Here is a 19,721-nt window from a genome sequence, read left to right as displayed (position 1 = left end):
CTATAGACGATTTTCATGAATACCTTTTACATTAATACTTTTTACAATTATTTAAACTTAAATCCTTTTTCTTCGAGCGTATTTTTAAGTATCGCCATTCTTGCAAAAACTCCATTCTGCATTTGCTTAAAAATCCTTGAACGCTCACATTCTACTAAATCGGTATCGATTTCCACTCCTCTGTTGATAGGAGCTGGATGCATGATGATCGCTTCTTTTTTCATCGCTTTTTCCCTTTCTTTCGTCAAACCATATTTTCTATGATAATCTGAAGCCGAAAAACTCATTTTAGCGTCGTGTCTTTCATGCTGAATTCTTAATAACATTAAAACATCCACTTCATTGATCAGCTGGTCTACCGACTGGTAAGTTCCGTTAATCAAAGCACCTTCATCAAACCAATCCTCTGGTCCTGAGAAATATACTTTAGCACCTAGTCTTCTTAATGCTTCTGCATTGGAGTTAGCAACTCTGCTGTGCTTTACATCCCCTACAATTCCAACTTTCAGACCTTCAAATTTTCCAAATTCCTGATGGATCGTCATAAGATCCAGCATACACTGCGATGGGTGGTTTCCCTTTCCATCGCCACCATTGATCACCGGAATATTAATATTTTTTAATTCTTCAAAGAATCCGTCTTTTTTATCTCTTATTACAACTAAGTCTACCCCTATACTCTCAATCGTCTTCACTGTATCATATAAACTTTCACCCTTATTTACTGAGCTGTGTGAAGCATCAAATGGAACGACCTGCAATCCTAATTTTCTTTCAGCTAAATCGAAGCTTGTTTTTGTTCTTGTACTATCCTCAAAGAATAGATTTGAGCAAAAAACTTCGCCCTCTATTTTAGCAGTTTTTCCATTAGCAAAAGCCAGTGCTTCTGCCAGTATACTGTTGATTTTCTCGGTACTTAGTTCTGTAATCGTAAACATAATATCTTAATTTTTTACATAAAAAAAGCGAAGACAAAATCTTCGCTTAATAACAATAAATATCGTAAAGGGCGCTGTCGCCCGGTAAATCTAATGATATAAATACTCTTTTATTCATTAGGTGCAAAGATATAACATTTCAGCGATACTACAAAATCAAAATCCCAAATAAATTAAAAAACTTCAATCACCCATTATTCTCATTTTTTCTTAATATTTTTGTTAAATCTCAAATCTACACTATGGACGCTAAAGACAAAATGATTCTCAGTATTATTCAGGAAGACTCTACTCTATCTGTAAAAGAAATCTCCGAGAAGATTGGTCTTACCTTCACTCCAACTTATGAGCGTATCAAACAATTAGAGAAACAAGGGGTTATTGAGAAATATGTTGGCCTTCTGAACCGTGAAAAACTGGGACTTAATATTGTTGTTTATTGTAATGTCCGTCTTAAAGAGCAGTCCAAAAAGGTATTGGAGACTTTTGAGAAGAACATTGGAAAATATGACGAAGTTCAGGAAATCATCAGCCTCTCTGGCGAATATGATTATATGCTGAAGATCATTGCCAAGGATATCAACTCTTATAATGATTTTGCTGTAAGTGTGATCTCAAATATTCCTAATATCGGACAATACCACAGTTCCATCGTTTTACATGAAGTGAAAAAATCCACTAAATTTAAAATTGATCTCGCCTAACCCAGTATTTTATTTTTCAGTTTATTAAACTGATAACTTATTTTATCCAGACATAGATTTCCTATACTTCCCTGATGGGTATGGCTAAGATTCGCAATTTCAAAATCAAATTCATTATTCTCTATTTCCTGGCCTACTTTTACATAAGCATCCCGGAAGGAACTGCCATTTTTAACCTCTTCATTAATTTTCTCTACACTGAAAAGATATTTGTATTTTTCATCCTCCAGAATACCCTCTCTCACTTTTATGTTGGGCAAAGTATAATTTAAGATCTCCAGACATTCTTTTAAGGAATCAATAGCTGGAAAAAGAATTTCTTTTGTCAGCTGTACATCTCTGTGATATCCTGAAGGAAGATTATTCGTCAACAGTATAAGCTCATTCGGTAAAGATTGAATTCTATTACATCTCGCTCTCACCAACTCGAAAATATCCGGGTTCTTTTTATGAGGCATAATACTGCTTCCCGTTGTAAATTCTTTAGGAAAGCTTATAAAATTAAAGTTCTGACTTAAATACAAACATACGTCATAGGCAAATTTCCCAAGGGTTCCTGCTATTGTTGCCATGGCCATTGCCAGTAACTTTTCAGATTTCCCACGGGTCATCTGAGCATATACAGCATTATAATTCATCGTTTGAAACCCAAGGTTGTAGGTTGTACTTTCTCGATCGATCGGAAAGGAAGAACCATAACCAGCTGCAGAACCTAATGGGTTTTTATTAATGATATTCTTTACCGAGAACAGCATTTCAACATCATCTAATAAAGCCTCTGCATACGCTCCGAACCATAATCCAAAAGACGAAGGCATTGCAATCTGCAAATGTGTATATCCTGGAAGCAAAACCTCTTTATGCTCTTCGGCCAATCCTATCAATAGCTGAAAAAACTCGTCAGTAAGGCTTGTTATTTCACGAATCTCATCCAGTAAATAAAGCTTGATATCCAATAAAACCTGATCATTTCGGGATCTTGCCGTATGAATCTTTTTCCCTACATCTCCTAATTTTTCAATTAAGATCGCTTCAATCTGAGAATGGATATCCTCAGCTTCTTTGTCGAGTTCGAAACTTCCGTTTTCAATATCTTTTAATATCATAGCCAAAACAGAGGTCATCTGTTCTGATTCTTCATTGGAAATAATTCCAACTTCTGCAAGCATCTTACAGTGAGCCATAGAACCCTTAACATCATATTTTGCTAATCGCTCATCGAAATCAAGGTCTTTTCCTACTGTAAACTGGTTGACTAATATATTGGTGGCAAGATTATCTTTCTGCCATATCTTTTTCATAATTGTCTATTTAAAATATTACTATAATTCGGTTTTAGAGCTGTTTTGTGCTCAGCATGATATTTCTTACTGCTAAAAACTTTAACATCTTCCACATTCAATAAAGTCTTTCATTTTTAATGGTCTTCTTGCATAAATCTTATTAAAAACTGCTTTCTTCATTATAATCATGCTGAGTCAAAACATTTAAAAACTAACTAAAACCAATATTTTTTTTCAGATTTCAGATACTAGATATCAGATGCTAGACTTATTTAATCCATTGAAATGTCTGATAACTGATGTCTGAGATCTTACGTCTTTTATAACACCTTTTCTAAAATCCGGATATAAATTTCAATTCCTTCTTTTATTTCACTGAGTTCTATATATTCATCCGCCGTATGAGAGCGCCTACTGTCTCCGGGACCCATTTTAACAGAGGTACAAGGTATGATTGCCTGATCTGAAGAGGTTGGAGATCCGTACGTTGTCCTTCCAATTGCCAAACCAGCCTGCACAAAAGGGTGATCCAATTCTATTTTCGAAGAATTTAACCTGAAGGATCTTGCCGTAAGGTTTGATTTCATTTGTGATTGAATAATTTCAAAAACTTCTTCATTGCTATATTCATCCGTCACTCTTACATCCAAAGTAAATTGACATGCTTCAGGAACTACATTATGCTGAACTCCGGCATGAATGGCAGATAGCGTAATTTTAACTTCTCCCAGATAATCTGAAACCTTTGGAAACTTAAAATTTGTAATATGCTGCAAATCCCGCATACATTTTATAATAGCATTATCATTATTAGGATGAGCAGCATGAGAAGCTGTACCCTTCATTTCACCATCAATTACCAAAAGTCCTTTCTCAGCAATCGCAAGGTTCATCTGCGTAGGTTCTCCTACAATAGCCAATTCCACATTGGACAGTTGTGGAAATAAGGCTTCAATCCCATCAAAACCTGAAATCTCCTCCTCTGCCGTTAAAGCAATAACTAAATTATATTTTAAATCTCCTCTTTCATAAAAATATAAAAACGTCTGTGCTAAAGAAACCAGAGAAGCCCCGGCATCATTACTACCCAATCCATATAATTTTCCCTCTTTTTCAATTGCTACAAACGGATCTAAAGTATAGGCCTTATTAGGTTTTACCGTATCATGGTGTGTATTCAGCAATACAGAAGGTTTAGCCTCATCAAAATGTTTATTGACCGCCCAGATGTTATTTTTAAAACGCTTCGCAGGAATTCCGTGTTTTTGAAAAAAACTTTCTATTTCTACAGAAGTATTATATTCATCCTTGCTGAATGAAGGCATTTCAATCAGTTTTTTAAGCAATTCAATTGCATTATTGAATAACTCTTCTTGATTATAAACAGATTTCAGTTCCTGCATGATGATTTTCTATATGGTTCTTCAATTGGGTTTCTTTAATTAAGAAAACCTTATTTACATTATTTTTAATGGCTCCAAGTGCATTTTCAAGTTTCGGCAAGATCCCTTTATGCAATTTTCCTGCTTCTTTTAAAGTTGAAAAATCTTCCTGAGATACACTTTTAATAACAGAATCAGGGTCATCAACATCTTCCAATACCCCTTCTTTATCAAAACAGTACAACAATTCAACATCATATATTTCTGATAAAGACTGAGCAATTACCGAAGCAATGGTATCTGCATTGGTATTTAAGAGATTTCCTTTCTTATCATGCGTGATGGCAGAAAAAACAGGAACGAGATCAAGATAAAGAAAATAAGAAAGCATTTTTTTGTTGACGCTTTCCTCATCAATATCACCAACAAATCCAAAATTAATTTCAGAGTGATTTCTCTTTTTTGCCTGAATTACATTAGCATCAGCACCTGAAAGCCCTAAAGCATTACAATTTCTGTACTGTAGTTTCGAAACGATATTTTTATTAATATTTCCCGCATACACCATTGTCACAATATCTAATGTCGATTTATCCGTAATTCTTCTTCCATTGACCAACTGCTGAGTTACTCCCAATTTAGCCGCCAGTATCGTTGCCAGTTTTCCACCACCATGAATCAGAATTTTCTTTTCCTTAATATTGGAAAATTCTTCCAGAAACTGATTCAGCATTACCTCATCATCAATCAAGGCACCTCCTATTTTTACAACAAAAAGTTTCTCTTTCATAATAGATTATTTACTGGATTTGATTTCATCTAAAATCTCACTAAACACAGCCTGTGCAGAGAAAATACGGTTTTTAGCCTGCTGATAAATAATCGAATTTTCACCATCCATTACTTCATCACTTAGTTCTACATTCCGACGAACCGGAAGACAGTGCATGACCTTTCCATTATTCGTTTCTGCCAGCTTTTCAGCAGTCAGCATCCAATTTTCTTTTACTTCAGGTATGGCAGCATATTCATCAAAAGACGACCAGTTTTTAACATAGATAAAATCAGCATCTTTCAAAGCTTCTTCCTGATTATGAATAACCTTGGTATCTTTTGTAAAATTTTGATCCAGATCATACCCTTTAGGATTCGCAATGACAAAATCCACATCCATTTCCTGCATCCACTCAGCAAAAGAATTTCCTACAGCCTGAGCAATTGGCTTAATGTGTGGAGCCCAGGTCAATACAACCTTTGGCTTACGCTCTTCTTTCCAGTTTTCAGTGATGGTGATACAGTCTGCTAAACTTTGCAAAGGATGACGGGTTGCCGATTCCAAAGAAATTACCGGAACTTTTGCATGTTTCAGGAACTGACTTAAAATACTTTCATTTACATCATCTTCCTTGTTTTTCATTCCCGCAAAACAACGAACCGCAATAATATCACAGTATTGATTCAACACCTCGATAGCATCTTTGATATGCTCTACAGTATCGCCATTCATCACCGCTCCATCAGCAAATTCAAGATTCCATGCTTCCTGGGCTGCATTTAGTGTTAAGACATTTAATCCCAAGTTTTGGGCTGCAATCTGACTGCTTAAACGGGTTCTTAAACTTGAATTTAAGAATACCAATCCTATAGTTTTCCCCTTTCCTTTTTCAGTTTCTGAATGGGGGTTTTCTTTTATATATAAAGCTTTTTTTATGATTTCCTGTAAGTTTTCAATATCACTTACAGCGGTAAAATTTTTCATTTTATTAAAATTTGAAAGTCTGAACCAAACTTTTGAAGTTTGAATATTTAATCTATTTGATGAAGGACCTCTTTCAAAGCATTAATGAAAAGATCAGTCTCTTCTTTTTTAATGGTAAGAGCCGGAAGAATTCTCAGCACAGCTTTATCATTAGAATTTCCTGTAAAAATATGATGATCATAAAGCAGGCTTTTCCTCACCTCAGCGCAATCCCTGTCAAGCTCTATCCCGATCATCAATCCTTTCCTTCGAATAGATTGAACATGTGGAAAATCTTTAATTTCATTTTCAATATAATTTCCCATGCTTTCAGCATTATCCATAAGATTTTCATCTTTCATCACATCCAGAACGGCAATCGCTGCAGCACAAGCTAAATGATTTCCACCAAAAGTAGTTCCCAGTAATCCATTGCTGGCTTCAAATTTCGGATGGATCAAAACACCACCAATCGGAAAACCATTTCCCATTCCTTTAGCTGTTGTAATTATATCCGGCTGAACACCAAACTCCTGATGTGCAAAGAAATAACCCGATCTTCCATATCCGGATTGTACTTCATCCAAAATCAAAACAGTATTATACTGCTCGCACAGTTCTTTAATTTTAGATAAAAACTCTGCTGTTGGAATCATAATTCCACCTACTCCCTGGATTCCTTCAATAATTACAGAAGAAATATCATCCCCATGAGTTTCAAAAACCTTTTCCAGCTGCTCTACATTATTCCATTCCGATTTGATGAATCGTTCAGAATAATTAACGGGAGCCACAATTTTTGGATTATCTGTCACAGAAACTGCTGCAGAAGTTCTTCCATGGAAAGACCCTGAAAAATAAAGAACTTTGCTGTTTCCATTATGGAAAGAAGCCAGTTTTAAAGCATTCTCATTGGCTTCTGCTCCTGAGTTACACAGGAAAAGATTATAATCTTCATAACCTGATAACTTCCCTAATTTCTCAGCAAGTTCCATTTGCAGCTCATTTTGAACAGAATTAGAATAAAAAGAAATTTTATCTAATTGATCTTTAAGTTTCGTTTGATAATGCGGATGATTATGACCAATAGAGATCACAGCATGACCACCATAAAAATCAAGATATTTTTCTCCCTTATCGTCCCAAAGAAATGATCCCTGAGCCTTTACAGGATTTATATTAAATAATGGATATACGTTGAATAAGTTCATGTTTTTTTAAATTGAAAGTTGATAATTGAAAGTTTAAAGTTTGGTTTACGAATTCCAGCATCCGAGATTGAGATTGATTTGATTAACGATCTTGTTTATTATCTGCTATCTGCTACCTCTTCATTATTTTTAAAAACCTATTGGCTTTAAGTTCAATCCTGTCCTCTCTTCCCAGCCCATTGCAAGATTCATATTTTGAACCGCCTGTCCGGAAGCTCCTTTTAATAAATTGTCGATCGCTGAATGAATAACGACCACATTTTCATTCTTTTCTATATGAATCACACAGCGATTCGTATTGACAACCTGTTTTAAATCAATTGCCCTCTCATTAACCTTTACAAAAACTGCTTCTTCATAAAATTCCCTATATAATTGCTCCAAATCTGAAAGCTTCAAATCTGATTTAACCGTTGAGCTGGTAAAAATCCCTCTCGTAAAATCTCCACGCCATGGAACAAAATTTAAGCTAACCTCTTTATCATTAAAAGAATTCAATTGCTGTAAAACTTCATCCACATGCTGATGTGTCAATGTTTTATAAGCAGAAATATTATCGTTGCGCCAGGTAAAATGCGTTGTTGACTGTAAAGACTGCCCAGCACCTGTAGAACCTGTAATTCCGGTAGTAAATATTTCATTGAGCAATCCTTTTTCAGCTAATGGCAATAAAGCCAACTGAATTGCTGTCGCAAAACAACCAGGATTCGCAATACTTTTAACTCCTAAAAGATTTTTTTTATTGATTTCCGGTAATCCATAGATAAAATTTCTATCTGCAAATTTCCCATCTAAACGGAAATCATTTCCCAGATCAACAACCAGTGTATCATCACTAACAACATTTTGACTTAACCAATTCTGACTTTCCTTATGTGGTAAGCAAAGAAAAAGAATATCAACTTGTGAAGGCTTATTTGCTAAAACCATATCACAAACCGTCGTTAAATCCGGATACAGATCTGAAATCTTAGTACCCGAATTAGAACGACTATATAAAAAACTCAATTTAATATTAGGATGAAAAGCTAATAAACGAATCAATTCACTACCAGTATATCCGTTAGCCCCAACAATTCCTACCGTCTTTATCATGCTTTCACTCCGTTAATCTGATGATAAATATTTAGGGAATTGCTCACGATTTTAGTATAACCTTTCACATCTTCACCACTCCATGCTCGATTAGCTTCTCCATAGCTTCCAAATTTATCAGACATCAGATCATGTTCAGATTCGATTCCGTTCAGAACAAATCGGTATAGATAAAGTGTTACAAAAACTTTCCCTGTTACCATTCCCTGAGAGTCAGATAAGAAAGATTCTATATTTCTCATTACCGGATCTAGAAACAATGCTTCATGAAGCCAGTTGCCATACCAATCGGACAACTGCGATTTCATCATTTGCTGATATTTAGATAAAGTATGCTTCTCTAATAAATGATGCGCTTTGATAATGACTGATGCAGCAGCAGCTTCAAATCCTACTCGTCCTTTAATTCCAACGATCGTATCTCCTACATGAATATCACGACCAATACCGTAAGCGGAAGCCAGTTCTTCAATCTTCTGAATCGCATAGACAGAATGGCTAAAGTATTCGCCATTCACTGCTACAACTTCTCCATTCTTAAATTCTATTTCCAGTTCAGAAGGTTGGCTCTCTTTAATTTGTGAAGGAAAGGCTTCTTCAGGCAGATAATTTCTTGAAGTCAATGTTTCTTTTCCACCTACAGAAGTTCCCCAAAGTCCCTTATTAACCGAATATTGAGCTTTATGAAATTCCATATTATAACCATGACTTTTCAGGAATTCAATTTCTTCTTCTCTTGACAATGCCATATCACGAATCGGCGTAATGATTTCCACATTTGGAGCCATCACCTGAAAGATCAAATCAAAACGCACCTGATCATTGCCTGCTCCTGTACTTCCATGAGCAATAGCATCAGCCCCAATTTCCAAAGCACATTTTGCAATCTCCTGAGCCTGAATGGTGCGTTCAGCACTTACGGAAAGCGGATAGGTATTATTTTTCAATACATTCCCGAAGATCAGATACTTTACACAAGAATTGTAGTAATCTTCCTGAGCGTCAATACACCTGTAGTTTTTCACCCCAAGATTCAGGGCTTTCTTTTCCAGTTCCTTTTCTTCTTCTTTAGAAAAGCCCCCTGTATTTACAGTTACTGCATACACCTCATATCCAAGTGTTTCACTAAGATATTTAGCACAGTAAGAGGTATCTAAACCACCACTAAACGCTAAGATTACTTTCTTTTTCATCTGTCTTCTTTTTCGTATTGTTATTTACAAGATCTAATTCATCAGCCGTGATTTGTTCTGAGGACAAAAAACTTTCCTGAATCATTTCCTTGTTATATTCTTTTTGGGGATGTTCATTTCCAACCCCGTTAATTACATTATTTTGCGGAACGAAAAGCATCGCTGTACATAAACAGTTCTTACGTTCCTTCTTCATTAAAATTTCATAATTCACACAGTTCTTACACCCATTCCAAAACTCTTCATCCTGCGTCAATTCAGAATAAATAACCGGTTTATATCCTAAGTCACTATTGATTTTCATCACCGCAAGCCCTGTCGTTAATCCAAATACTTTAGCGGTCGGATATTTGTCTCTTGATAATTGAAAAACCTTATTCTTTATCAAAGTGGCAACACCTCCGTTCCTATATTTTGGAGATACAATAAGTCCTGAATTTGCCACAAACTGACCATGTGACCAGGTTTCTATATAACAGAATCCCACCCATTCTCCATTTTCAGTAGCAACCACGGCATTACCTTCTGAAATCTTTTTACTTAAATATTCTATGGAACGTTTTGCGATCCCCGTCCCTCTCCGTTGTGCAGAATCATACATTTCCTGCTGTATTTCACTCACATACATTAAATGCTCGCATGAGGAAATTTCTATTTCCATTTATTTATCTGAATTTTTTGGCAAATTTAAAGCATAATAACTTTAAAAACCAAATTAAAAAGATATTATTTTTGTTTAAATCAATTTTACAAGATAATATATCTTATTTGAAATATATAATTTTGCTAAATTATTATATATTTGCTAAAATACTATATATGGAAAATAAATGTCCCAAATGCAATAGCACTAATTTCGTAAAAAGCGGGGTTATTAATGAGAAACAAAGATTCCATTGCAAAGACTGTAAGTATTATTTTACTGTAAAAAAAATAGGAAAACAAATTGATGATTATTACGTAACCAAAGCTCTCCAACTATACCTTGAGGGGCTAAGTTTTCGTGAAATAGAAAGAATTATCGGGGTTTCTCATGTCACGATCAGCTCGTGGATCAAAAAGTACAACATCACCAGACCGCCTCATTCTGAGTTCCATCCCGTATATAAAATTTTAAAACAAAATGAACTTATTGAATATATGTCCAATGAAGAGAATATTAAAAACTCCGGATTAATTATTACCCAATTTGCAGATAAATACATGTTGATCAAATGGGAACGATTTAAAAAATAAAGACTAAAATTGTAAAATTACTTATTTGCGAAAACTGTTTTAAACAAGCCACCACCTAACTCGAATCCTAGATCGCGAAACTTTTAACTCTCAACAAGTAACCTGCGATACAGGTAATAACTATATACTTACCAATAATATATATTAAATTTTTATAACTAAATTATTAATTACAATTTGGCTTTCACAAAATTAAAGCCAAAAAATTGATAATTTATGAAGAAAATACTCACTTTTATTGGATTAGCTCTAATCAGTAATTCTCTATACTCCCAAGGATCACCAGATTATGGAAATGGGTTAAAAATAAATCTAAATCCAGAGGGAGATAAATTTGTCAGATTCATTTTATGGGACCAGTTCTGGCTAAGAAATTCCCAAATGAATCCCGGAAGTATGGTTGGAGGCGAACCCACAGACAATACCTGGAGCGTAGGAAACCGAAGACTTCGGGCCTTAGCCTATGCACAGGTCACCAAAAGATATATGATCTTGCTTCATTTCGGAATTAACAATCAAACCTTTATTAATGGCGGAGCAACAGGAACAACAGGAACAGGTGGTTACGGAAATGGGAAAAAGCCACAGCTTTTTTTCCATGATGCATGGAACGAATATGCCGTAATTATGCCTGGAGAAGCAGGTAAATTCAGCCTAACCTTAGGAGCCGGTCTCCATTACTACATGGGATTATCCAGAATGACAATGGCCTCAACCCTCAATTTCCTTACCCTTGATTCTCCTGTTTTTTCATGGCCTTTAATTGATAGTTCCGATCAGTTTGCAAGACAGCTGGGAATGTTTGCTAAAGGAAAATATGGAAAACTTGAATACCGGTTAAGCTTAAATAAGCCCTTCGCTACTGATCTGGTTCCTGTAAATGTTACGGATCCTTCAAGAGCTGTTGCCGTAGACAATAACGGAAACCCTAGTTTCTCGAAAGCAGGATATTTAGAATATCAGTTTCTAGATGAGGAATCTAACACGCTTCCTTTCAAAGTTGGATCTTATCTCGGAACTAAAAGAGTATTCAATGTTGGCGCAGGTTTTTACCACCAGGCAGACGGTACAAGAACTTCAGTGAATTCCAATATTGAAAAACATGATATTACCCTTTTAGCTGTTGATGCTTTTGCAGATATTCCATTAGGAAATGCTAAAAATAAAATGGCTGTTTCAGCTTATGCCGGATATTATAATTATCAGTTCGGTCCTAATTATGTACGAAATCTAGGTACCATGAATATTGCTGCTACCGATCCAAATTTTGTTGGACAAAAATCAATTGCCGGTCCCGGAAATTTACAGCCTACGATCGGAACAGGTAATATTATCTACGCACAGGCCGGTTTACTATTACCAAGTCAGGCAGAAAAACCGAAGATCAGAATTCAACCTTTCGCAGCCTACACCCATAAGAATTTTGAAGCTTTTGATAAATCCTCTTCTCAATTTGATGTCGGAGCCAATTGGTTCATCGATGGTCATCACGCAAAGATTACCACACAGTATTCAACGAGACCTGTTTACTATAATCCTACTGAAAAACCAAAATCAAAAGGAGAATTTATTGTGCAGTTTCAGATTTATCTATAAAAAGGATGATCGAATATACTTTTTAAAAAAAATTTAATTAACATCAAAAATCAAGTGATATGAGCGATACTCATCATGAAAATTACGAGAATATGACTGAAAAGCAGAAAAACAGAACCATCTGGAGTGTTATTACTGCATCATCTCTCGGAACATTGATAGAATGGTATGATTTCTATATTTTCGGAAGTTTAGCCGTTGTATTGGCTACCAAATTCTTTCCATCAGACAATCCTACAGCTGCATTTTTATCTACTTTAGCGACTTTCGCAGCGGGATTTGTAGTGAGACCATTTGGAGCTTTATTCTTTGGAAGATTGGGAGATATTATCGGAAGGAAATATACTTTTCTTGTCACACTATTAATCATGGGGTTTTCCACTTTCTTAATCGGATGTATTCCAAGTTATGAAACCATTGGATTCATGGCTCCTGTTCTGGTTTTAATTTTAAGATTATTACAGGGATTAGCATTAGGAGGCGAATACGGGGGTGCTGCCACTTATGTTGCTGAATATGCACAACCACATCGAAGAGGATATTGGACCTCATGGATCCAGACTACCGCAACGGCAGGGTTATTTATTTCATTGATTGTTATTCTAATCACTAAAAATACCCTTTCAGCAGAAGAATTTGATGGCTGGGGTTGGAGAGTTCCATTCTGGATCTCTATTCTAATGGTTGGCGTTTCTTATGTCATCAGAAAAAACATGAAAGAATCTCCTCTTTTTGCAAAAGCTAAAAGTGAAGGTAAAACCTCTAAAAATCCTTTAAAAGAAAGTTTTGGAAATAAATACAATTTCAAATTTGTTTTACTGGCCTTATTCGGAGCTGCGATGGGACAAGGAGTCATCTGGTATACGGGACAGTTTTATGCAATGAGCTTCCTGCAAAAGGTAATGAATGTTGAATCTGCACAGGTAGATTCACTAATGGCTACGGCCTTACTTTTAGGAACTCCATTCTTTGTATTCTTTGGGTGGTTTTCTGATAAGGTTGGTCGAAAAGCCATTATGATGACCGGAATGCTGGTTGCTATTTTAGCCTACCGTCCTATTTATGACAGCATGTATAAAAGTGTTAATATAGAAAGTAAAACCATTGCCACAAACGGAATTACAGAAAAGAGAACTGCTAAAATCCATAAAGATATCGCAAGCGACAGCCTGGTCACCTTCCATAAGGAAACGCTGTTTACAGATGGTACTTTAATTAAAAAAGACAGCATCGTTCATTGGTCAGCAAGTGGTCCGGTAATAAAAGACGGTAAAACGGAAGAACCAAAAGTTTCTCAATCGTTGAAACTTAATGACGACACGAAATGGTATCTGGTCTTTATGGTTTTTATTCAGGTGATATTTGTAACCATGGTTTATGGACCCATAGCAGCATTCCTTGTAGAAATGTTCCCGGTACGAATCCGCTACACCTCAATGTCATTACCTTACCATATTGGTAATGGGGTATTTGGAGGACTTCTTCCGGCAGTGGCTACTTATCTGGTAACAGCAGGAAAAGATGCCGGCCATCCTACCTGGTATCTTCAGGGGCTTTGGTATCCTATAGGAGTTGCAGGCGTCTGTTTGTTGATCGGATTATTTTATCTTAAAAGGAAAAACAATAATATTCACGATTAGGAACGGAATCACTTAAATTTTTATTAATTTTAAAACTACTAAAATGAACGGACTAAAAAAAATATTAGGCATTCTATGGATTTTAATTGCTTTGGTTGTGGGCTATTTTGGGATAACCGTATTAGGTATTCCAAAAATAACCTCAGGAAAGCAGGAGGATCTGGTATTTGGCATTATTATCCTTTTTGTATTGATGCCAATTATTTCAGGTGGACTAGCCATTTTTGGTTATTATGCTCTAACAGGAGAATATTCTGACGACAAAATTTAATTATAAATGATATATGATAATTGATGAATGATCTATATTAAAGAATCTGTTCATCAATTATCTTTTATCAATCATCATTTATGAAGAAGAGACACGAACAAAAACTGATCATCTTAAGCATTGGATTAATGATCGCTTTCAGTATTCCCATTTCATTGTTATTTAACAGTGAAAAAGATACTTTTGGTTATCCAATAATTCTGATCTATATATTCGCTGTCTGGATGCTTTCTATCATCATATCTTTTATAATTGTAAAAAAGTATGATGAGTAGTTTTGCCCTATTTGCTGTTGTTCTCCTTTATCTGGCTCTTCTATTCCTGGTTGCCTATTTGGCAGAAAAGAAAAAAAGTAAGCTCTGGATCAACAATCCCTATATCTACGCATTATCATTAGCCGTTTACTGTACAGCATGGACTTATTATGGAAGTATAGGCGTTGCGGCAACAAGTGGATTAAATTATTTACCTATTTATGTTGGTCCTATCATTGTTATTCCCGCATGGATCTTCATTAATACCAGAATTGTGCGGATTTCCAGGATCAATAAAATAAGCAGCCTGGCAGATTTCATCTCTTTGAGATATGGTAACAGCAGAAACTTTAGCGCTATTATTACTATTGTTTGCCTTCTAGCCATTATTCCGTATATCGGATTACAGATCAAAGCGATCTCTGAAACTTTTCACCTGGTAACAAAGACTCCGACATCTCAAAATATACTTACGGACAACGCGACATTTGTTGTTGTTTTAATTGCTTTGTTTTCATCATATTATGGAACCCGGTATGTAGACGCTTCAGAAAAACGTCTTGGAATCATCTCTGCTATTGCCTTAGAAAGTTTTTTAAAATTATTTTTCATTATCATTCTCGGATTATTTGTTATCTATTTTGCCTTTGACGGTTTTTCAGATATTTATGAAAAAGCGAGCAAATTTGAGGACTTTAAACAGAAAAATACTTTTAATGGAATTGAAGGAGCCATGAACTGGATGATCTTGTGCATGATCTCGGGAACGGCGATCTGTATTCTTCCCAGACAGTTCCATACAGCTATTGTAGAAAACAGACAGGAAAAACATATAAAAACAGCGATCTGGTTTTTTCCGCTTTATCTTTTAATTTTTACCATTTTTATTTTTCCTATTGCCTGGGGTGGAAGGATTATTTTTGATGGACAAAATGTAAATCCCGAGTTTTACTCTATATTAATTCCACAATATTTTGACAATACATTAATTACCGTTTTGGTTTTTCTTGGTGGCTTAAGTTCATGTATCTCTATGATCATCATATCGGCTATTACTTTATCGATCATGCTTTCCAACAACCTCATCATTCCCTATGGACTGCTTGGGAAATTTAAATCTGAGAATGAGACTCAGAACACCCGAAACATTACCAATATTAGGAAAATAAGCATTTTTGCTTTAATTATTATGGCTTTCGCCTTCTACAAGTATTTCATCCTTAAAACCTCATTAGATTCTGTAGGACTAATCTCATTTGTAGTAATTGGTCAGCTGGCACCTGCATTTTTTGGCGCTTTATTTTGGCGTAGAGGAACTTATAAGGGTGCTGTTGCAGGACTTCTTGCCGGATTGGTAATTTGTTACTTCGGCCTAATTATTCCTCAATATTATTTCTCTTACAATCAAGAGCTCAAAGGAGTTTTGAGAGATATTTATAACATTTTTGATGTCTTTAGCATTCCTTATTTAAGCAGGATTCCGGAAATTTTCTTCTGGTCTATTTTAATTAATACGGGATTATTTACTATTATTTCTGTTAGCGTTAAAGGAAACTACAGGGAAAGAAATTTCGCTGAACTTTATGTGGATGTTGATAAATATATTCAAAACCATGAGAATGCTTTCATCTGGCGCGGTACTGCTTATGTTTCAGATATCAAAAATATTCTGGAACGATTTTTAGGTAAAAAGAAAACAGAACAGGCATTGAGAATATTTAATTTAAAATACAATATTGATTCCCAAACTGAAACTGCAGATTCGAGATTTATTAAATTTTCTGAAAACCTTTTAGCGGGAAGAATAGGAACCGCCTCTGCTAAAATCCTAATTGAAGGTGTCACAAAGGAGGATAAAATATCTTTAAAAGAAGTTTTAGATATACTGGAAGAATCTAAAGAGAATATTACTTTAAACAAAAAGCTAACAGAAAAATCTGAGGAATTAAAGCAACTTTCAGAGGAGTTAACTGTAGCTAACGAAAGTTTAATTATTAAAGATCGCCAAAAGGATGACTTCCTGGATTCTGTTGCGCATGAGCTGAGAACACCCATTACAGCAATTCGTTCCGCCGGGGAAATCCTGGCTGATGATGACGATATTCCTTTAGATATTAAAAGGGAATTTTTAAACAATATCATTACAGAATCTGACCGGTTAAGTGAGATCATCAACGACATCCTCTATCTTGATAAATTAGAACATGGTGAAATTGCTTTAAATATTAAACAGAATAACATCCTTGACACCTATAAAAAAGCACTCAATCCACTACTTCATTTGATACAACAGAAAGATATCCACATCAGTGAAGTTGACCTTCTCAGCGACCATTTGTTTGAATATGATGAAGCCAGATTCATTCAGTTATTTCAAAATATCCTTGGAAATGCTTTAAAATTTGCAGATGATCAGGGAACGATACAAACGAAGTTTTCTAAAAAAGAAGATCATTTGGTCATAACCATTTTTAATACCGGAAAAAAGATCCCGGAAGAAGATCTGGAAATGATTTTCAACAAATTTTATCAATCTAAAAATCAGAATATTTTAAAACCTACAGGAAGCGGACTTGGACTTGCCATCTCAAAACAAATCGTTGAAGCCCATCAAGGCTCAATACTTGCTGAAAATAATGGCTTGGGTGTCACCTTTACGATAAGCTTTCCTGAAGATATAAAAGAAAATCAAAATGAAGTTGAATAACCATACAAACACATTATGAAAAAGATAATCATAGCAGACGATGAGCACAAAATATTAATGTCCCTGGAGTACAGTTTTAAGAAAAACGGTTATGATGTTTTCATTGCCAGGGATGGAACGGAAGTATTAGAATTTTTAAAAGACATGGTTCCTGATGTTATTTTACTAGATATCATGATGCCTAATCTCGATGGATACAGTACACTTGAAATAATCAAAGAACAGGAAAGGCTAAAAAACACAAAAGTAATCTTCCTGAGTGCCAAAAACAATCCAAAAGATATTGAAAGAGGACTGAAAATGGGTGCTGACGCATATGTTACCAAACCATATTCAATCAAGAAGCTGATGCAGCAGATAGAGGAATTGTTTGAGGTATAAGAGTCAGGATAAAAGTTGAAAATGAAGCATTATTATTTTACATAATCAAAACATACATCCTGTCATTCAGAATGCAGCAAGGGGAATAAGGAATCTAAACTTAAAATATAGTTAACCAGAATCTCCTAAAAGACAGCTCCCCGTTGCCTGCAGTGACAGAACCAGCAAAATACGAAACACAATTATTGATATGAATGCAGACGATTTATTTAAAAGAAGTATAGAAGACAAAGAAAATTTCTGGAAAGAACAAGCTCAGGAAATCAGTTGGTTTGAGTTTCCTGGTCAGATTCTTTCACAAAATGAAAACAATTACACTGAATGGTATTCCGATGGAAAACTTAATATTTGTTATTTATGCATAGATAAGCACGTTGAAGATGGCTATGGTGATCAAATTGCCATTATTTATGATTCTCCGGTTACTGATCAGAAGATAACATACACTTTTAACCAGGCACAAGAAGAGATTTCAAAATTTGCAGGTGGTTTGGTTTCTCTGGGATTAGAAAAAGGAGATACAGCGGTAATTTACATGCCGATGATTCCGCAAACCCTTTTTGCCATGTTAGCATGTGCAAGAATCGGAGTCATCCACAATGTTGTTTTCGGTGGTTTTGCGCCTCACGAACTTGCGGTAAGAATAGATGATTGCAAACCAAAAGCTTTGATCACAGCTACTGCAGGAGTTGAGATTGCTAAAAGAATCCCTTATTTACCATTGGTAGAAAAAGCAATTGAATTAGCCCAGGATAAAGTAGATCACATCATCGTTTACAACCGGAAACTAATCGATAACCAGGACGAAATGTTTGATGGATTAATAGATTATGAGGGACTTATTCAGCAATCTTCTTCTGTAGCCTGCGTTCCTGTAGCATCTACACACCCACTCTATTTATTATACACCTCAGGAACTACAGGAAAGCCTAAAGGAATTGTCCGTGACACGGGAGGCTATGCTACCGCTTTGAAATTTTCCATGAAATATATTTATGGAATCGAACCTGGAGAAACTTATTGGGCTGCATCTGATTTTGGATGGGCTGTAGGACACAGCTTCTCTGTTTATGGACCTTTACTGAACCGTAATACCACCATTGTTTTTGAAGGGAAACCTATTATGACTCCAGATGCAGGAACTTTCTGGCGGATCATCTCAGAATATAAAGTTTCTGCAATGTTTACTGCCCCAACTGCTATCAGAGCCATAAAAAAAGAAGATCCTAATGGTGAATTGGTTAAAAAATACGACCTCTCAAATCTCAAAAAACAGTTTCTTGCTGGTGAACGCTGCGATGTTGCTACCTTAGATTGGTTCAATGAGCATATTGGAGTTCCCGCCATCGATCATTGGTGGCAAACAGAATCAGGTTGGCCAATGCTTGGATTACTGACTTTTGATGATCATTATAAGATTAAAAGAGCTTCAGCCGGAAAACCGATCCCCGGATATGATATTAAAATCTTTGACGAAAATGGTTTTGAACTTGATCCACACCAGGAAGGTTATCTGGTTATCAAACTTCCTCTTCCTCCAGGTGCTCTTTTAGGAATCTGGAAAGATTATGAACGCTTTCAAAGTAGTTATTTATCTCAATATAAAGGTTATTATTTTTCAGGAGATGGTGCTATACAGGATGAAGATGGATACTTCTTTATCACAGGAAGAGTGGATGATGTAATCAATGTCGCAGGACACAGGCTTTCTACCTCAGAAATGGAAGAAATTCTTTCTTCACATCCACAGGTTGCAGAATGTGCTGTGGTAGGAATTGATAATGAATTAAAGGGACAGGTACCTTTTGCTACTGTTGTTTTAAAAAATGGGTCTACAATCTCCGAGGAAGATTTAGAAAAAGAAATTATTAAAATGGTTCGTGAGAAAATAGGAGCTGTCGCTTTTTTAAAGAATGCTATGGTTGTGAAACGCTTACCTAAAACCCGTTCAGGAAAAATTTTACGGAAACTCATCAGAACACTTTTAGATGGTAAAGAATTTCAGGTACCATCTACTATAGATGACGATCAGATCATAGAAGAAATACAAGAAAAAATCGTGGATTACAGGACTAAATTCACAAATTAAACA

Annotated in this window: 18 protein-coding genes; 9 read left to right on the top strand and 9 right to left on the bottom strand. The window is 35.5% G+C overall.

Annotated features, from left to right (window positions below):
* Positions 1-47: 47 nt before the first annotated feature.
* On the bottom strand, positions 48-938 hold the full coding sequence (locus NG806_RS00510) for an aspartate carbamoyltransferase catalytic subunit (RefSeq protein WP_214833286.1): 891 nt from the start codon (positions 936-938) through the stop codon (positions 48-50).
* Between the two features lie 242 nt (positions 939-1,180).
* On the opposite strand from NG806_RS00510, the gene NG806_RS00505 reads away from it, so the two are divergent.
* Positions 1,181-1,642 carry an Lrp/AsnC family transcriptional regulator gene (locus NG806_RS00505; RefSeq protein ID WP_214833288.1) on the top strand — a complete coding sequence of 154 codons (462 nt, stop codon included), beginning with the start codon at positions 1,181-1,183 and terminating at the stop codon, positions 1,640-1,642.
* On the opposite strand, the gene argH is transcribed toward NG806_RS00505, so the two are convergent.
* The 8 genes from argH to NG806_RS00465 form a co-directional block, all read right to left on the bottom strand.
* On the bottom strand, positions 1,639-2,943 hold the full coding sequence (gene argH, locus NG806_RS00500; protein WP_261511513.1) for an argininosuccinate lyase: 1,305 nt from the start codon (positions 2,941-2,943) through the stop codon (positions 1,639-1,641). The genes NG806_RS00505 and argH overlap by 4 nt on opposite strands.
* Before the next feature lie 302 nt (positions 2,944-3,245).
* Complete coding sequence (locus NG806_RS00495) at positions 3,246-4,328, bottom strand: M20 family metallo-hydrolase (protein WP_261511512.1); 1,083 nt, start codon at positions 4,326-4,328, stop codon at positions 3,246-3,248.
* Complete coding sequence (argB, locus tag NG806_RS00490) at positions 4,303-5,097, bottom strand: acetylglutamate kinase (protein WP_214833294.1); 795 nt, start codon at positions 5,095-5,097, stop codon at positions 4,303-4,305. The genes NG806_RS00495 and argB overlap by 26 nt, the downstream gene beginning before the upstream one ends.
* A gap of 6 nt (positions 5,098-5,103) precedes the next feature.
* Positions 5,104-6,066 carry an N-acetylornithine carbamoyltransferase gene (locus NG806_RS00485; protein ID WP_214833296.1) on the bottom strand — a complete coding sequence of 321 codons (963 nt, stop codon included), beginning with the start codon at positions 6,064-6,066 and terminating at the stop codon, positions 5,104-5,106.
* Positions 6,067-6,113: 47 nt separating this feature from the next.
* Positions 6,114-7,256 carry an aspartate aminotransferase family protein gene (locus tag NG806_RS00480; RefSeq protein WP_261511511.1) on the bottom strand — a complete coding sequence of 381 codons (1,143 nt, stop codon included), beginning with the start codon at positions 7,254-7,256 and terminating at the stop codon, positions 6,114-6,116.
* A gap of 129 nt (positions 7,257-7,385) precedes the next feature.
* Positions 7,386-8,351, bottom strand: coding sequence for an N-acetyl-gamma-glutamyl-phosphate reductase (argC, locus tag NG806_RS00475; RefSeq protein WP_261511510.1), 966 nt, complete (start codon positions 8,349-8,351; stop codon positions 7,386-7,388).
* The gene (gene argG / locus NG806_RS00470; protein ID WP_214833302.1) at positions 8,348-9,544 is read right to left on the bottom strand and encodes an argininosuccinate synthase; all 1,197 of its coding nucleotides are present in this window, start codon (positions 9,542-9,544) and stop codon (positions 8,348-8,350) included. The genes argC and argG overlap by 4 nt, the downstream gene beginning before the upstream one ends.
* On the bottom strand, positions 9,516-10,205 hold the full coding sequence (locus tag NG806_RS00465) for a GNAT family N-acetyltransferase (protein ID WP_214833304.1): 690 nt from the start codon (positions 10,203-10,205) through the stop codon (positions 9,516-9,518). The genes argG and NG806_RS00465 overlap by 29 nt, the downstream gene beginning before the upstream one ends.
* Before the next feature lie 158 nt (positions 10,206-10,363).
* Here NG806_RS00465 and NG806_RS00460 point away from each other — a divergent pair, with 158 nt between their 5' ends.
* The 8 genes from NG806_RS00460 to NG806_RS00425 all read left to right on the top strand — a co-directional run bounded on the left by NG806_RS00460 (position 10,364) and on the right by NG806_RS00425 (position 19,718).
* Positions 10,364-10,780, top strand: a complete 417-nt coding sequence (locus NG806_RS00460; protein WP_214833306.1) for an IS1/IS1595 family N-terminal zinc-binding domain-containing protein — start codon at positions 10,364-10,366, stop codon at positions 10,778-10,780.
* A gap of 216 nt (positions 10,781-10,996) precedes the next feature.
* Positions 10,997-12,376 (top strand): porin, encoded by a 1,380-nt coding sequence (locus NG806_RS00455; RefSeq protein WP_261511509.1) that lies wholly within the window; start codon positions 10,997-10,999, stop codon positions 12,374-12,376.
* A gap of 59 nt (positions 12,377-12,435) precedes the next feature.
* The gene (locus NG806_RS00450) at positions 12,436-14,016 is read left to right on the top strand and encodes an MFS transporter (RefSeq protein WP_261511508.1); all 1,581 of its coding nucleotides are present in this window, start codon (positions 12,436-12,438) and stop codon (positions 14,014-14,016) included.
* 43 nt (positions 14,017-14,059) lie between these two features.
* Complete coding sequence (locus NG806_RS00445; protein WP_089025812.1) at positions 14,060-14,287, top strand: DUF6814 family protein; 228 nt, start codon at positions 14,060-14,062, stop codon at positions 14,285-14,287.
* A gap of 80 nt (positions 14,288-14,367) precedes the next feature.
* Positions 14,368-14,562 (top strand): hypothetical protein, encoded by a 195-nt coding sequence (locus NG806_RS00440; RefSeq protein WP_214833312.1) that lies wholly within the window; start codon positions 14,368-14,370, stop codon positions 14,560-14,562.
* Complete coding sequence (locus NG806_RS00435; protein ID WP_214833517.1) at positions 14,555-17,248, top strand: ATP-binding protein; 2,694 nt, start codon at positions 14,555-14,557, stop codon at positions 17,246-17,248. Before NG806_RS00440 ends, NG806_RS00435 begins: the two co-directional genes overlap by 8 nt.
* A gap of 15 nt (positions 17,249-17,263) precedes the next feature.
* A complete protein-coding gene (locus NG806_RS00430) occupies positions 17,264-17,629 on the top strand; it encodes a response regulator transcription factor (protein WP_214833314.1) in 366 nt (121 codons plus the stop codon).
* Between the two features lie 190 nt (positions 17,630-17,819).
* Positions 17,820-19,718, top strand: coding sequence for an AMP-binding protein (locus tag NG806_RS00425; protein WP_261511507.1), 1,899 nt, complete (start codon positions 17,820-17,822; stop codon positions 19,716-19,718).
* Positions 19,719-19,721 lie beyond the last annotated feature (3 nt).

Origin of the sequence: Chryseobacterium paludis, assembly GCF_025403485.1 — a bacterium.
Lineage (GTDB): Bacteria > Bacteroidota > Bacteroidia > Flavobacteriales > Weeksellaceae > Chryseobacterium > Chryseobacterium paludis.
Note: the sequence above shows the minus strand (reverse complement) of the source record. Positions and strands in the feature narration are given on the sequence as shown.

What these genes read in the sequence shown, in the direction of transcription:
- NG806_RS00430 (WP_214833314.1), top strand. Translation starts at nt 17,264, where the DNA reads ATGAAAAAGATAATCATAGCAGACGATGAGCACAAAATATTAATGTCC.
- NG806_RS00505 (WP_214833288.1), top strand. Translation starts at nt 1,181, where the DNA reads ATGGACGCTAAAGACAAAATGATTCTCAGTATTATTCAGGAAGACTCT.
- NG806_RS00480 (WP_261511511.1), bottom strand. Translation starts at nt 7,256, where the DNA reads ATGAACTTATTCAACGTATATCCATTATTTAATATAAATCCTGTAAAG.
- NG806_RS00485 (WP_214833296.1), bottom strand. Translation starts at nt 6,066, where the DNA reads ATGAAAAATTTTACCGCTGTAAGTGATATTGAAAACTTACAGGAAATC.
- NG806_RS00425 (WP_261511507.1), top strand. Translation starts at nt 17,820, where the DNA reads ATGAATGCAGACGATTTATTTAAAAGAAGTATAGAAGACAAAGAAAAT.
- NG806_RS00445 (WP_089025812.1), top strand. Translation starts at nt 14,060, where the DNA reads ATGAACGGACTAAAAAAAATATTAGGCATTCTATGGATTTTAATTGCT.
- NG806_RS00510 (WP_214833286.1), bottom strand. Translation starts at nt 938, where the DNA reads ATGTTTACGATTACAGAACTAAGTACCGAGAAAATCAACAGTATACTG.
- argC (WP_261511510.1), bottom strand. Translation starts at nt 8,351, where the DNA reads ATGATAAAGACGGTAGGAATTGTTGGGGCTAACGGATATACTGGTAGT.
- NG806_RS00455 (WP_261511509.1), top strand. Translation starts at nt 10,997, where the DNA reads ATGAAGAAAATACTCACTTTTATTGGATTAGCTCTAATCAGTAATTCT.
- NG806_RS00460 (WP_214833306.1), top strand. Translation starts at nt 10,364, where the DNA reads ATGGAAAATAAATGTCCCAAATGCAATAGCACTAATTTCGTAAAAAGC.
- argH (WP_261511513.1), bottom strand. Translation starts at nt 2,943, where the DNA reads ATGAAAAAGATATGGCAGAAAGATAATCTTGCCACCAATATATTAGTC.
- NG806_RS00465 (WP_214833304.1), bottom strand. Translation starts at nt 10,205, where the DNA reads ATGGAAATAGAAATTTCCTCATGCGAGCATTTAATGTATGTGAGTGAA.
- NG806_RS00440 (WP_214833312.1), top strand. Translation starts at nt 14,368, where the DNA reads ATGAAGAAGAGACACGAACAAAAACTGATCATCTTAAGCATTGGATTA.
- NG806_RS00495 (WP_261511512.1), bottom strand. Translation starts at nt 4,328, where the DNA reads ATGCAGGAACTGAAATCTGTTTATAATCAAGAAGAGTTATTCAATAAT.
- NG806_RS00450 (WP_261511508.1), top strand. Translation starts at nt 12,436, where the DNA reads ATGAGCGATACTCATCATGAAAATTACGAGAATATGACTGAAAAGCAG.
- argG (WP_214833302.1), bottom strand. Translation starts at nt 9,544, where the DNA reads ATGAAAAAGAAAGTAATCTTAGCGTTTAGTGGTGGTTTAGATACCTCT.
- argB (WP_214833294.1), bottom strand. Translation starts at nt 5,097, where the DNA reads ATGAAAGAGAAACTTTTTGTTGTAAAAATAGGAGGTGCCTTGATTGAT.
- NG806_RS00435 (WP_214833517.1), top strand. Translation starts at nt 14,555, where the DNA reads ATGAGTAGTTTTGCCCTATTTGCTGTTGTTCTCCTTTATCTGGCTCTT.